This window comes from Peribacillus sp. NPDC097264, assembly GCF_050277925.1.
Classification (GTDB): Bacteria; Bacillota; Bacilli; order Bacillales; family DSM-1321; genus Peribacillus.
On sequence record NZ_JBNNSR010000005.1, the window covers coordinates 255818 to 270325 of the forward strand.

General features: G+C 36.8%; 14 protein-coding genes and 1 other RNA gene. 4 read left to right on the forward strand and 11 right to left on the reverse strand.

The features are described from left to right. Positions 1–3: 3 nt before the first annotated feature. The 4 genes from ACQKL0_RS10010 to ACQKL0_RS10025 form a co-directional block, all read right to left on the reverse strand. Positions 4–621 (reverse strand): NAD(P)-dependent oxidoreductase, encoded by a 618-nt coding sequence (locus tag ACQKL0_RS10010; protein ID WP_403080125.1) that lies wholly within the window; start codon positions 619–621, stop codon positions 4–6. 66 nt (positions 622–687) lie between these two features. Further along, positions 688–966: a hypothetical protein gene (locus ACQKL0_RS10015; protein WP_427687309.1), complete on the reverse strand. Its 279-nt coding sequence runs from the start codon at positions 964–966 to the stop codon at positions 688–690. A 309-nt stretch (positions 967–1275) separates the two neighbouring features. Next, positions 1276–1463: non-coding RNA, 6S RNA (ssrS, locus tag ACQKL0_RS10020), on the reverse strand. A gap of 74 nt (positions 1464–1537) precedes the next feature. Further along, positions 1538–2716 (reverse strand): iron-containing alcohol dehydrogenase, encoded by a 1179-nt coding sequence (locus tag ACQKL0_RS10025; RefSeq protein ID WP_427687310.1) that lies wholly within the window; start codon positions 2714–2716, stop codon positions 1538–1540. 250 nt (positions 2717–2966) lie between these two features. Between ACQKL0_RS10025 and tatA the strand changes: the two genes are divergently transcribed. After that, on the forward strand, positions 2967–3173 hold the full coding sequence (gene tatA / locus ACQKL0_RS10030) for a twin-arginine translocase TatA/TatE family subunit (protein WP_402872789.1): 207 nt from the start codon (positions 2967–2969) through the stop codon (positions 3171–3173). 377 nt (positions 3174–3550) lie between these two features. Here the strand turns inward: tatA and ACQKL0_RS10035 are convergent, their stop codons facing one another. After that, positions 3551–4846 (reverse strand): protoglobin domain-containing protein, encoded by a 1296-nt coding sequence (locus tag ACQKL0_RS10035; protein ID WP_427687312.1) that lies wholly within the window; start codon positions 4844–4846, stop codon positions 3551–3553. 175 nt (positions 4847–5021) lie between these two features. After that, positions 5022–6416, reverse strand: a complete 1395-nt coding sequence (locus tag ACQKL0_RS10040) for an amino acid permease (RefSeq protein WP_402989426.1) — start codon at positions 6414–6416, stop codon at positions 5022–5024. Between the two features lie 457 nt (positions 6417–6873). Between ACQKL0_RS10040 and ACQKL0_RS10045 the strand changes: the two genes are divergently transcribed. Together ACQKL0_RS10045 and ACQKL0_RS10050 are read left to right on the forward strand one after the other, a co-directional pair. After that, positions 6874–7947: a DUF3900 domain-containing protein gene (locus tag ACQKL0_RS10045; RefSeq protein ID WP_403080131.1), complete on the forward strand. Its 1074-nt coding sequence runs from the start codon at positions 6874–6876 to the stop codon at positions 7945–7947. Positions 7948–8363: 416 nt separating this feature from the next. Continuing rightward, the gene (locus tag ACQKL0_RS10050) at positions 8364–8609 is read left to right on the forward strand and encodes a hypothetical protein (RefSeq protein ID WP_402872779.1); all 246 of its coding nucleotides are present in this window, start codon (positions 8364–8366) and stop codon (positions 8607–8609) included. A gap of 488 nt (positions 8610–9097) precedes the next feature. On the opposite strand, the gene ACQKL0_RS10055 is transcribed toward ACQKL0_RS10050, so the two are convergent. Then, positions 9098–9346, reverse strand: coding sequence for a hypothetical protein (locus tag ACQKL0_RS10055; RefSeq protein WP_402959074.1), 249 nt, complete (start codon positions 9344–9346; stop codon positions 9098–9100). Between the two features lie 223 nt (positions 9347–9569). On the opposite strand from ACQKL0_RS10055, the gene ACQKL0_RS10060 reads away from it, so the two are divergent. Beyond that, positions 9570–9980, forward strand: a complete 411-nt coding sequence (locus ACQKL0_RS10060) for a hypothetical protein (protein WP_427687314.1) — start codon at positions 9570–9572, stop codon at positions 9978–9980. 930 nt (positions 9981–10910) lie between these two features. Here ACQKL0_RS10060 and ACQKL0_RS10065 read toward each other — a convergent pair. The 4 genes from ACQKL0_RS10065 to ACQKL0_RS10080 all read right to left on the reverse strand — a co-directional run bounded on the left by ACQKL0_RS10065 (position 10911) and on the right by ACQKL0_RS10080 (position 14459). Next, positions 10911–11255, reverse strand: coding sequence for a hypothetical protein (locus ACQKL0_RS10065; protein WP_427687316.1), 345 nt, complete (start codon positions 11253–11255; stop codon positions 10911–10913). Between the two features lie 249 nt (positions 11256–11504). Beyond that, positions 11505–11738: an NINE protein gene (locus ACQKL0_RS10070; RefSeq protein WP_427687318.1), complete on the reverse strand. Its 234-nt coding sequence runs from the start codon at positions 11736–11738 to the stop codon at positions 11505–11507. 391 nt (positions 11739–12129) lie between these two features. Further along, positions 12130–12960 (reverse strand): ammonia-dependent NAD(+) synthetase, encoded by an 831-nt coding sequence (gene nadE / locus ACQKL0_RS10075; RefSeq protein WP_427687320.1) that lies wholly within the window; start codon positions 12958–12960, stop codon positions 12130–12132. Positions 12961–12989: 29 nt separating this feature from the next. Beyond that, a complete protein-coding gene (locus ACQKL0_RS10080) occupies positions 12990–14459 on the reverse strand; it encodes a nicotinate phosphoribosyltransferase (protein WP_402989449.1) in 1470 nt (489 codons plus the stop codon). Positions 14460–14508 lie beyond the last annotated feature (49 nt).

Below are 14508 nucleotides of genomic sequence, written 5' to 3' on the forward strand. Positions count from 1 at the left end.
CCTTTAGTTCCCTAAAGCAACAGATTGATTTAAATATTTATCATCCGTGAGTGCTCGTGTTATGAAATCGGCAACATCTGCACGGGAAATGCTACGGCTTCCTTTTGGTACACCTTGATGCTCTTCCCGATACGAACCAGTAGGCGGATTATCAGATAACCCCATCGGTCTTGCCACGGTCCATGTCAAATTGTTTGCTTTAATAACATCCACTGCATTACGATGATCTTCCAATACATTCCCCAACATCTTCATTGTCAACTTCCCAATTAATCCTGGGATTTCTTTTTCAATACCCGCTGACGCCATATAAATGATTCTTGAAACATTGTTGACTTTCATTCCATTGACAATATTCTGCGTCATTTCATGTAGAACGGTCGTCTTTCCCAACCCACTGCTTGAGCCTAGGCATGATATGACCACATCTTTGCCCGATATGGCCTTTTGTACCGCCTCTTCTTCTAGAGCATCCCCTTGAATGATATGCAAGTTCGGATGATTCAATTGCAGCTTAGTTGGGTTCCTTACAAAGGCTGTTACTTCGTGCTGTAAATTTAGTGCTTGCTCCACAACCAATTTTCCTGTTTTACCTGAAGCCCCAAATACGATTATGTTCATGTTTTATCCTCCAAATGAAATGATAGAGTTAATCATAACACTGACCGGATATTTTATCATTACGTTTTACTCTAAAGTGATACTAATCATACAATACTCTGTTAACTTACTTTCTTTACTGTACTTAGTGCTGCATTGCTGAATTTTTCTTGTATGAACCATATCGCTATCGCTGCGATAATACAAGGAATGGCAAAGGCCAAGAAATTGACCTGAAGGGACAATTTCATTTGGGTAATACTGTGATACATAGGCATTCGTAATGATTTGTATACCTGTTGTCGTTCCTCCTGCCATGGCTAGGAGCAAATAAAGCATGAACATGCTTGGTTTAAAGCTTAACATCGTGAGTGTCCCGAACCCCCCAGGATTAAAAAGGAGACGAGTACGACTTTTGAACCAAAACGATCCGCAAGTTTACCTCCAACTATCGCTTTATATAAAAGCACTTTTGAATTATCTAGGAAAAAAGAGTTACTTAAAGCATTTATGAGATTTTACATAGAAATTAACTCTTTGAATACTGCCCTATAATAATGCCTCTAAGATCTTTTATTATATAACATTGCCTCTGTTTATTAACCTTCGCCCAATTAAATGGTACAAATATAAAAGACCAGCCCCCATAAGGGACTGGCCTCAAATTGTAAAAGTTATAAAGCCGCCATTGCCGTATTTCAGTAAGAAAGTTTTAAACCACCACTCCTCAAAGTGGGTGTTTGCAAAAATTTTCCTGTTTTCCAAGTCAGTGACGAGGCATAACATTCCAACCTTGATATAAAACTCCCTATTACAGCTTAAAGGTTAAAACTTAATTATCATTACGAACAACGCAGCTTATGTATTTATAATACCTAATGTTATCTTAAGTTGCAAGGTCAAAAATTTCCATCCACTACATTTCATGCAATAAATTTTATAAAGGTTCAGTAATACGGCCATTAAAGGCGGATTGATAGATGGTTAGAATATCTTCTTTTCCAAGTGGCAAGGGGCTTCTCGCTAAAAGCCTTTTTTGCTTTTCTCCATCTTCCACCAGCTTGTCTATTGCATTTTTAGGAATATCGAAATCACCTAATGTAGTTGGGATCCCTATATCTTGCACCAATCTTTTAATTTCTTCAACACATCTAAGGGATGCCTCTTCTTCGGATAAATAAACTGAGCTTCCACCCATGGCATTTAATAAGTCAGCCATCTTTTTCGTACAACTTTTTCTAATATAGCCCATAACATACGGAAGCAGGACGGCATTCGATTCACCATGTGATAGGTGAAATTGGCCACCTAGCGGATAGGCAAGTGCATGTACTCCCGCTACGCCAGCATTAAAAAAGGCAAGGCCGGCCATATAACTTCCCTGGCTCATGTCTGTCCTTGCTTGTTGATTATGCCCATCCTGAACGGCAGTACGAAGAGATTTGCTAATGAGCCTGATAGCGTGCAATGATAAGGCTTCAGTCGTAGGGTTGCTATTGACGGAAACGTAGGCTTCTACTGCATGAGTTAGAGCATCGATACCTGTTGCAGCTGTTATATGTGGTGGCACGGATACAGTCAGTTCTGGATCCACTATGGCAGCGTCCGCCAATAAAAAGTCATGGGTCACAACATCCTTGGTGTTTCCAAGAGAAAGCACGGCAATATTGGTTACTTCAGAACCCGTTCCCGCAGTGGTTGGGATTAATATTTTGGGAATCCCTTTTGCAGCAATCTTCCGTGTTCCCGTTAGATTCAGGTAATCTGCCACAGAGCCTTCATGAACAGCAAGAACCGCAGCCAGTTTCGCTAAATCCAGAGCACTGCCACCACCTAGACCAATGATAAGATCGAATGGATGCTCCTTTACATAGCTAACCAGTTTTTCTCCTGTTTCTAAAGGGAGTTCAGGAATCACTTCTGTATATAATTGAACTTGATACCCTGCTTCTTCCAATGGGAGAGTAATCTTATTCGTCACCCCTATTTTTATAAGCACCGGGTCCGTGATAATCAGAATACTGGAGATGTCATACCTCTTCACTTGAGGAATAAGTTGTTTCAATGACCCCCAGCCCACATGACTGAGCGGGGTAAAAATAAGTGTACTGGACACATAAACACCTCCAATCCAATATTTTTATCCATCATGTAATTTAATGGTAACACAAAATATGGTAGGAAGGTAAAGTTATGATGAGGGAATCGAACAATCAAACAATTTAGCTTGCAAGCAGAGAATAATATGGAGGCAATATGTTTAGATTATAAGCAAACAAGGCTTACAATTAATAGTAATTAACCTTTGCAATTGACGGTGTGAAGTCTATAATATTAGATATCAATATTTTTAGGGGTGACTATCTATGTTTTCAAATATTGGAATACCTGGTTTAATTATAATCCTTCTATTAGCTTTAATGGTCTTTGGCCCAAGTAAACTTCCTCAAATTGGACGTGCTGTCGGCACTTCGCTTCGTGAGTTCAAGGATGCCACAAAAGGGATCACCGATGATATACAAGCCGATTTCAAAGAAGACGTACAAGCTGCTAAAAAAGAGTCCATTAAATAGAAAAATGCATAGAAAAAGACGCCTGCACACAGCAGGCGTCTTGATGCGTTTGTGGCGCAAAACCGTCAGGCCACATCCCGACGTTTAGCTAAAAGCATGTTCTACGGCTTACACAAATTAGCTCATCGCTTTATTAATATAACATTAATCTGAAATTATTACAAGTTAATGTTTGAGACTTTTCTATTCTTAATTTAGTCCCCTTACTAGGTAGCACCTATACTCACTCATTCCCTAAAAAAGAAGGAAGTTAGAATACTTTTCTAAAAAAGCGTTTTAGAGGGGTATACATTTCATGATTCACTCCCTCCCTTTTACACGCTATTGGTGGAAAAAGGAATGAATCTAGCAGATTCCGTATCTTTTCTATCATGATCTTATAAATTCATTGTCATTGTTGTTAATTCCTCCGAGGATACCGCCACTTGATCGAACGCTTTACTGATTCCATCGAATATTTCGTTAAGCTCGTTCATTTCTTTGGCGACTTTAATGTTTTGCTCTTTGACAGACAGCATGGCCTCCGCAATATCAGTAAAAAATAATCCAGTTTCCTTTCCTTGTTGCGTACCTTGAATAATTTCATCACTCACGACAGCAATGGATGTATTCATCACATTTGTAAAGTCCCCTATTCCGTTTACCAATTTTGCCACTTCAGTAACGGACTTTTTCGTGTTTTCCGATAGCTTTCTAACCTCACCAGCCACCACCGCAAAGCCCTTACCATGTTCACCTGCTCTAGCTGCCTCAATTGCTGCATTCAAAGCTAAAAGATTCGTCTGTTCTGCGATTGAAGTAATGATTGATACAATTCTTTCAATTTCCTTGGATGTATTGGATAGCTGCTCCATATCCTTTGAGATAATAATTATTTGCTCTTGGGTTTTAACCATCCTTTTTTCGAGCCCCTTTAAAAGTTCAACCCCTTCTTTGGATTGCTCTTCTGTCCTGATGGCGGTATCGGATCCCTTTTGGGTAACAACTTGGATATCCATTACTTTATCCGCCATTAATTGAGTGGCGGAACTAGTCTGTTGACTGATGGCAGACAATTCTTCTGCATTCCGATTGACTTGTTGTTTAATCATTTCCTTATCACCCTGGATTTGTTGGCGAATTCTCTCATTTTCAAGATCATATGCTTCTAGAACGATTTGTTGTTCTAAATTCATGATTTTTGTGACAGCCAAAATCGTGTCCTGGTATAGTTCTATGTCCTTGATATGAGTCATCACTTGGAGAATGATTGACTGAAGCAAATCCTGAAATGCACTCAGATACCATTTTGGCTGCAAGCCAATCCTTACATGGACATGTGCAATGATATAACGCTGTTTAATATATTCATCATCGATACAACCACTAAACATTTCAAACATATGATGGTGTAACGTCGTCTTCAACCGATCAACCGAACTGTGCTTATTAATCACCTGCATTAAAGAGGGTTCCTTTTCTAAGTTTCTGTAGAAATTGTCTACAATTTTAATAATATGTTCCTTCACATCGTCCTGTAATGAACGAATAATACAGAGATCCTTTGTAGTTAAATGAATCATGTCTATTTGGGTTAACACACCTGAATGGTTTTTAATTTGTATACCAACTTGATCCTTATACTTCATATAATCAATATCATTGGTAAGGTTATTTCTCCATATGATTTTCATTAAGACTTGCCTCCGGATATCTGCTTTCGATTTATGATAGTAAGTCATATTCTATGTTAATATTAAGCTATTTTGATGAAAATTTCCTCATTTTTGGACATATTTTCACATTACTTTAGGACTATTTTTTGGTATTGCCCTAAAAAAAAACACTCCGTAAGAGTGTTTTTACGATTTATTGATTCAGATTGGAGTGTTTTCGTGAATATACAAAGTACACGATAATACCGAGGACCATCCAAATCAAGAAACGAATCCATGTATGGCTCCCTAATTGGAACATCAGAAACACACAGAAAACGATTGCCAATCCTGGTACGAGAGGCACCCATGGGCAATAAAAAGCACGTTTCAAATCTGGTTTGATTTTTCGTAATACGATGACTGCAGCGGATATCATAGTAAACGCCGTTAGTGTTCCTATATTGACCAACTCAGCTAAATCACTCAATGGAATAAATGCACCAAGCAAAGCGGCAATGATTCCGAACATCCAAGTAACGGCATAGGGTGTTTTATATTTCTTGTGCAGTTTAGATAATGGCTTCGGCATTAAACCGTCACGAGACATCGCAAACATGATACGGGATTGTCCAAATAACATAACCAGGATGACCGTCGTCATTCCAATAAAGGCTCCAACATCAATGAATCCTGCAATCCAATTTTGTCCTACAACTTGTAAAACCAAAGAAATTGGATGATCCAACGCAGTTCCGAATTGTGCATACGGTACCACACCAGTCATGATTAAACTAACAACCATATATAAAGCAACACAGATGATCAATGAACCAATGATTCCTCGGGGTAAGTTTTTTCCGGGATTTTTCGTTTCTTCAGCTGCGGAAGCTACTGCATCGAATCCGATAAACGCAAAGAACATCAATGCGGCAGTTGAAAACACACCACTTATTCCAAATGGCATAAATGGTTGCCAATTCTCTGGCTTCACATAGAAAATAGATGAAATGATGAACAATGCTACAACAATCAATTTAATGATGACCATGATGTTATTCACTCGTTTGGTTTCTTTGGTACCTCGGGAAATTAATAACGTGATTGCTATGACGATTAAAAATGCCGGAAGGTTCATATACGTTGTGGTGCCTTCAATAGAACCAGGTGCTGCAGTAATCCCTTCTGGTAAGTTAATCCCGATTCCATGTAAGAACGATTGGAAATAACCAGACCAACCGGCGGATACCGCGCTAACTGCCAAGAGATATTCAAGAATTAGGTCCCACCCGATAATCCAAGCAGCGAATTCACCAAGTGTTGCGTAAGCATAAGTGTAAGTCGAACCCGAAACTGGAACGGAGGATGCAAATTCAGCATATGAAAGAGCGGCAAATAAACAAGCTAGACCTGCAATGACAAATGAAAGGGATAGTGCAGGCCCGGCGTGGACCGCTCCAGTACCCGTCAATACAAAAATGCCTGTCCCAATAATGGCGCCTATACCTAGCATCGTTAAATCCCAAGCACCTAGCTCCCTCTTCAAACCATTGTTATTGGAACCTGTGTTCAATAAGTCCTCGATGGACTTCTTTCTAAAAATGTTCATCTTTTCTCCTCCATAAAAAATAAAAAACATTCAATAAGTAAATAATAGAATGGCTAAAAATATTGTTTAGTTAAGATAAATTTCGACAAAACTCAACAAATCCTGAATTATCAGACTTTCAAATTATACGCATTACCCCTTTACCCGTCAATGGTTTTATTATTGTAATAGTATAATTTTTAAAGAATACTATCCTTATTTTCATTAAAGCTTACAAGATTTATATACACTATTAATATACTCACAAAATATTAGACATTTGATATTTCTTAATTATAAGGTAACTTTCACTAGTAATATGTATATAAATTTACTTCATTACAGGGCTCACCTTCGGAGCATAATGTCCTAATACCATGTTCAAGGTGACTAGATTAATATTGACGGATGAGACTGGCATCTCTATACTTATTAAGTCTTAAAAGAGGAAATATATATAATGGAGTAGGTGACTTTCATGGATTTTGCGATTACCTATCTGTCTTTTTATTTAATACAAGTCGAAGGAAAAGGCGATCAGGCGGACAAACGTTTTAAACACTTTCAAACACTTGATACCCAGGAATATGAAGATAGTCCTTTAAAGGATTTTCTAGATGGTGAATTGATGAAAATCTCCAAACGAAAAGTGGACCGTCATCCTAAAACTGAACAAATTCCGACGAAAATCGGTTCATTTATAGTAGAAGAAGGTCATGCGCTCGACTCAAACCCAAATTACAATGCATTCAATCGAGTCCGATATGCACGATCAAAAGAAGAGTTTCAAAAGGAAAATGAACTTTTTGCCCAATCTTATATAGATACAAGTGCTGTACGTGGCGGGGTTTTCCTTATTGCTTCGGCTAAGTTGACGCAATATCTTGATGAACCTTTCATCTTTCTATTGAAATGTGATTTCGAGCCAAAAGTCGCTTCCATTTCCGACGAACGAACATTAATTCGACATGTGGAAATGGCCATTACCACAAAAAATATGAAATCGATTCAGTACCCCTTCATGCCCGAAGAAGGAATTGTCGAAGAAGGTGAACTGAAAATCCACCAGGCTTCACATGCCCGCTACTTCGAGGATTTCCTTAAGTTCGTAGAATATGGGGAATCCATGCCAGAAATTATGAAAAATCAGGTCATCCATATGGTCCATGAACATGTATCTGCACAATTCGAAGAAAACAGCGACGAACTGCAGAAATTCGAGCAAGACCTCGAAATCTGGGAATCAAGTGAAAAACGGGAAATCCAGGAACGCTTAGAAACCCACCAGGTCGTCGAAGCAACTGCCCAAATCGTCGAACATACACCAGAAGCCGAACTGCGCATGAAGCTTGGTAGTACCTCCGTTAAAGGACTTCTAGCCGATTTCGGGGAAAGCATTCATTTAGGCAAGATTAATGGGAAGTATGTATTAATGATAGAAGCCGACACGATTCAGTTCGATAAAGGCGTTTCACCGATTGAATTCCATAGGCCAGATGATTTAATGGAGATTGTGGAGCGGATTAGTAAGAAGAGTGTTGGAGAGTATTGAGGGGTTTTATATAGAGTTTGAAATTTTGGTTTCCTAACGCCAACAGTATGAATATAACTATAATTTCTCGCATTTTTGCGACCGCAGTTGTGATCATAAAAAATAAAAATTAAGGATTTATGGCTTATATTTTAAAGGATTTCATTTTATAAAATATCATTCTAGCCACTCCGCTAAAAAAGCAGAGTGGCTTTTAGCTATAGAATTTCATTTTAAGCGAATCATTTGGTCCTCCACGGTTTGATTTCAACCTGACTATTGGCCTTCTTTGGAAACTATACTATCAGAGATTGTTAACTGTCCATTCAAGGCTAACTCCCCCCTTTGATTGTAGAAGAGACCAATAATAATTTTGCATTGCCATCCAATGCTTCCCAACATATAATAGAAGTAATACAGTTTAAGGGGGAATATAAATGAGTGAAAGTAGAGATCCAATTGATACTACGCTGGCTTCTCATTTAAACATGCGACTCACTCGTTTAGCCAAAGAAAGGGATATCCAGATGGAAAAGTTGCTGGATAAGTCTGTGGAATTACTACTTGAATATATGGAAGATCATGAAAACCTTAACGATCATATTAAGTTAAATAATGTGGAAGCCATCAATAAAAATAGGGAAATTATCCTTCAAAGCAGGCAATTATTAAAGGATAAATAATACAAATAAAAGCACAATAACCATAGGTAAGGTGCTTTTTTCTTCACTTCAAAATTTTAGCTCCTTCGTAAAACCTTACAAAATAGTCTTTTTTAATCCAAGTAAAAAGGCAGTCCAAGAACTGCCCTAAAAAATATTCATTCACCTAATGATGAAATGATATTAGTAGTAATAACAACTTTTTTTATTCTTTTTACAAGAACAAGGTCTTTTTGGAACCCAGACTGAATAAGGGTCATTCTCCTCATAGCATTTTTTCACAAAGCAGCAATTTGAACTCATAACTATCTCCTCCTTACTAAATTATATGCATGTACTTATCGGAGTGTGTGGACAAGTTGCTTATATAATTAGTGAGAAATGGTGACAAGAGTACATATTGATGTCTGTTTCTTAGGCGTACAAGACAATCACCTAAATAAAGAATGGCTTTATATCACCCTTGCAGGAGAAATCCTTGAATATGAGAAGGTCACAATATTTTCTGCTCAGTTAAATTCACCTTTATTATACCGATTAATCAAATTATCCCTAACAAATTCTCTACTGGAAGGTGTTAGCTTTGACCTTTCTGGATGGATTAAATCTCCAAATGGTCTCTCCCGAACAAACTTGATTTCTCCTTCAAACTCCACTTGTGCATCCGCATCATATCCTACCACTTTCACGAAACAAGTGTTATGTCCCGTTTTTATAAAATCGATTACATTTAAAATATGTTGGTTTTCACGATTCATATTTCTTCCCCCAAAGCTTGGTTGTTATTTGTAAAATATACATATCAAAACGGTTCGTCCTGCCCGTATTTAAGATATTACACCTTCCCTCTATTTAAGCAATGATAAAATAAATTGAATTTGGTAATCCTATTAAAATCTGTTTGATGTACCCTTTTTATATCCTTATTCCTTCTCTATGAAATTACAACCTGCTATAATTTAGAAATTGGAGGTGCACTATTTGAAGGAAATTATTCTGGTTTTAACCGAGATCATCAATAACATTCATGATTTCATCCTGATATTTGTAAGTGATACACTAAACTTAAATGCTACGGATAAAGATCTACACTTTTGGATAATGGGTATTATTGGGATTATCATATTCATCTTTGTGCTAGTTTTATCTAACATCATTTCAAGACTAAGATTTGGCATTACCATACTCTCTTTCATTTATACATTCACCGTCATGGTGGTATTGGTTTTTGCAATTGAAATACAACAGGCGTTAACTAGTAGAGGGAATATGGAATTTCAAGATGCTGCCATAGGTCTCTGGGGTTTCATCGTCTTTTTCTTAATTTTCGTTGTTCTATCATTTTGTTACTTATTCATTAAAAAAATTTTGAAACAGACTAAAAAAAGATAAAAAGATACATGCATGAATATATCTCCACCACAATGAGAAAACGTGCACGCTTGAAAGCGCGTTTTTTCATTTTTCCATTTTTCTACTATAACTTCCTATCAAAAGACATCCGATTCATCGTCTTATCTATGTAACATCTTGTCGCCCCCCTATTTTATTGATGTATATATAATCACTAGCCACCAGAAGATTGATATTAGTAGATACTTAGCGATATTATTCAAAAGTTTGAAAATGAATTTCATTTATTACTCCCCAAACCTTATTAATTATTTATCTAATATTATGTATGTAAAATGCAAGTAAATAGTTTGTACAAATATGTTAATTGGACTTGCCAATGTAATCATTCTGGATGGATGTTGGGTACGTTCGAATCGATAAATATGTATGAAATGTAAGTTTTAATTCAGTTTCCTCCATGGAACATTTAATTATCTACTAAATTTTAACTTAGATGTTTGGAATCCCTATGCTATAAAACATCTTATTACCACTTGTATTTTTATTATATATTCTATCGAGGACTATTTTGGAAGATTGTAAACGATTTTATTAACTAATTATTCTTAGTTCAGAGGGACACGCTAATGTAGAACCTATCATAAATAATAGATTGAAAAACCCACCTAACTAGTGAAAATACTGTTATCATAAGAAAAAGCCACCGTTATGGTGACTTAGTTTATCTTAGATATATCATTACTTAACTTGCAATATTAAACGTTCAATTAAATGCTTCATTTATTAATAGATTTATTTTGCTCATATTATTTAAAGTCCTATTATTGCTATAAATCCTTATCCCTACATCTGAGAATAAGTAAATCGTTGCGTTTGGATCTAAATCAGTATTGTTTTTAAGTTTATAATTATCCTCCATATTGTACGAAATGATCTTATGAAGATGCATCTGTTGACAATCACATACTAACCCGTAACATCCATTGGTAATACAAAAAAGTATATAAGCATCAATAACTTTAAATCCCTATTACTTTGTACTTGGAAAACTTTCAAGCTTATATTTTCTATATCATTTAAATGAACCAGCTTAGGTAATTTTAAGTGTTCAAAATCTTCATAAAAACCCATGCCATCATTCATTACAATAAAGAAAGGGAAGTTCACAGTATTCAATAGAAAAGTATAGGTCAAACCATTAATTGAATCATTTCTAAAAAAGTATATAAGATCTATTGGAGGATTATAAATCCTATCCAATACCGCATCCTTTTCTATGCATTCACTCACTTCGTAATCAAATGTACGCATTTTTCTCCCACCTTTATCTTAGCATTGAGAAAGCGCTTAGATATTACAGTCGTTTCCTACCCAAATTATAGTGGCCGGCAATACTCCTATAATTTCAGGAAATAAAAAAAACTCTGAAGAGAATGTTCTTCTCACCAGAGCTTTTCAATCCTAAACTAGTTATCCAGCATTAAGGATTTTAACATGTCACGTTCTCCTGCTAAAAGACCTCATTACGAAATTACAATAATATTCTTTACAAAGATATTTTTAAGAATTTAAAACTTTTTCCTTAATATACTCTTTTTCGTACTGTCCTTCTATCATGCCTTTAAGTCTAAATAAATCTATCCATACATAAATGCTCAATGTGCAGATAGCTAATAACCAATACCATAATATCACGGATGCACTTTCTTTAATGTATATCCTATGTGCCCCAATTCCTCCAAAAAATAACCAAAGTACGAGTGCAATTCCAAAGCTTTTCTTTTCAGTAACCATAAATAAAACAATCTCCTTTTTAAAACCTATAAAAAAATATTATATTACAATTATTATAGATAATCAATATTATTTTCACACCTTATATTGAATTGGATTTTTATATTCACAGGTTATTTTTTTACTATATTTATATCACATGTGCTCCGCTAACTATAAACTACCTCTCTTTAAAACCATACTACAAATAAATATATAACACGGTAAAATGCTTCTTCCCTTTTATAGCTTTTCTCCATTTTTTTCATTATCCATTTTACACCTATACCAACTTAGAAGGTAATCGTTGTATACTGTGTCATAAAAAAATCGCACAACCCTCGTTAAAAGAGTTGCACGACATTTTTGATACTATCTTGAATGGAATTCATAATAAGTGTTACATGTCTTTTTATTTCCACCATGTATCATATACATTAATGGCTTCATTTCGTTTGTGCTCCGTTTTTGTATACCAGCCTTCAATGATTTCGGCCGCTTCCGTCCTGATCTCTTTACCTTCTAAGTAGTCGTCAATTTCATCATAACTTACCCCTAAGGCAACTTCATCAGGAATCAATGGTTTATCATCTTCTAAATCGGCTGTTGGAATTTTCATATATAGTCGTTCAGGTGCTCCCACGAATTTAAGGATTTCTTTGCCCTGTCTTTTATTCAAACGGTAAAGAGGAATGATATCCGCTGCACCATCTCCATGTTTGGTAAAGAATCCCGTGATAGCTTCTGCTGCATGATCTGTACCGAGGACTACACCTTTATATAGTCCTGCTAAATCATATTGGATTTTCATTCTCTCGCGTGCCTTTGCATTGCCTCTTAGGAAGTGTGTCAATTTTTTTCCTGTCGCTTCCTCTACTGCACGTACAGATGCGTCAACGGCTTCCTTAATGTTGACGGTTACGGTCATGCTTGGCTTGATAAATTTCAGAGCTAGCTGCCTATCTTCTTCGTCAGCCTGGATACCGTAGGGGAGGCTGACAGCGATAAATGTATACTCGGTGGTCTTCAACTCTTGATTCAATTCATTGATCGCTACTTGGGCCATGTAGCCAGCTATGGTTGAGTCCTGACCACCTGAAATTCCAAGGACGAAACTTTTTAGAAATGAATTCTTCTTCAAGTAGTTCTTTAGAAGATCGACGCTCTTCCGGAATTCAATTTCTGGATTGATCGTTGGTTGAACAAGTAATTTTTCTATGATTTCTTTTTGTAATGGACGCACTGTATAACCCCTCTTCCCAAATAGATTCGTTATTTTGTAAGCTTTCTATCCACATTGGCTTTCACTTCATCTATATTTCTCATTTTATTATCCCAACATTCCTGGCTCAGGTCGACGGGGTATTCTTCCGGATTTAAGGCCCTTAAGTATTCTGGCCACAATACTTGAATGTTCCTTAACGTAAAAGCTTTAATTTCATCAATCGATGGCAATTCGTACGTTAATGTACCATTTACAAAAATGTCTTCGTGCAGGTCAATTGCATCGAAATCTGTGACAAATTTACTTAAGAAAGTGTGCACGGGATGAAACATTTTTAGTTTTTCCTGTTCCTGTGGCTTTTCAAATTCCATCGCCAAGTAATCACCTTCTGCATGGTGGTTGACTTTATTAATGATCCGATAGATCCGTTTAAGACCAGGTGTCGTTACCTTTTCAGGGTTGGAAGAAATTTTGATGGTATCTCTCATATTCCCGCTTTCATCTTCTATTGAAACCATTTTATAAACTGCACCCAATGCAGGTTGGTCAAAAGCGGTGATCAATTTTGTACCGATACCCCAAATATCAATCCGCGCTCCTTGTTGCTTCAGGTTGATAATCGTATATTCATCCAAATCATTCGATGCTACAACTTTTGCATCTGGGAAACCAGCTGAATCAAGCATGCGTCGTGCTTCTTTTGAAAGGTAAGCTAGATCCCCGCTATCAAGACGGACTCCGATGAAATTGATTTTGTCCCCCAATTCTTTAGCAACGCGGATGGCATTTGGTATGCCTGAACGCAATGTATCATAGGTATCGACCAAGAACACACAGTCTTTATGAGAGCTTGCGTATTTATGAAATGCTGTGTATTCGTCTTTATAAGCTTGGATCATAGAATGTGCATGTGTGCCTGATACCGGTATTCCGAATAGCTTTCCTGCACGTACGTTGCTTGTGGAATCAAACCCGGCGATATAGGCAGCACGTGCTCCCCAAATGGCTGCGTCCATTTCTTGTGCACGGCGTGATCCGAATTCAAGTGCAGACTCATCGCCAATAACCTGCTTAATTCGTGAAGCTTTCGTAGCAACGAGTGTGTGATAGTTCACAATGTTCAGCAACGCCGTTTCAATGAGTTGTGCTTCACCAAGAGGTGCCTCTACACGTAATATCGGTTCGTTGGCAAATACAAGCTCGCCTTCCTTCATGCAACGTATCGTCCCAGTAAATGAAATATTCTGCAAATAATTCAAAAAGTCCTCTTCGTAATGCAATTCTTTTTTCAGGTATTCAATATCGCTTTCTGAAAAGCTAAAGTTCTGAAGATAATGGACAATCTTTTCTAGTCCCGCAAAAATTGCATACCCACTATTGAAAGGAAGCTTTCTAAAAAAAATTTCAAATACTGCCTTTCTGTTATGGGCATTATCCTCCCAATATGTTTGAGCCATATTGATTTGGTATAGATCAGTGTGTAGCGCGTAGCTATCGTCATTATATTTGTTTTCCATGATAGTTCCTCCCAAAAGAGAAGCGGTACCTCCCTTTTTTTCTGTGACG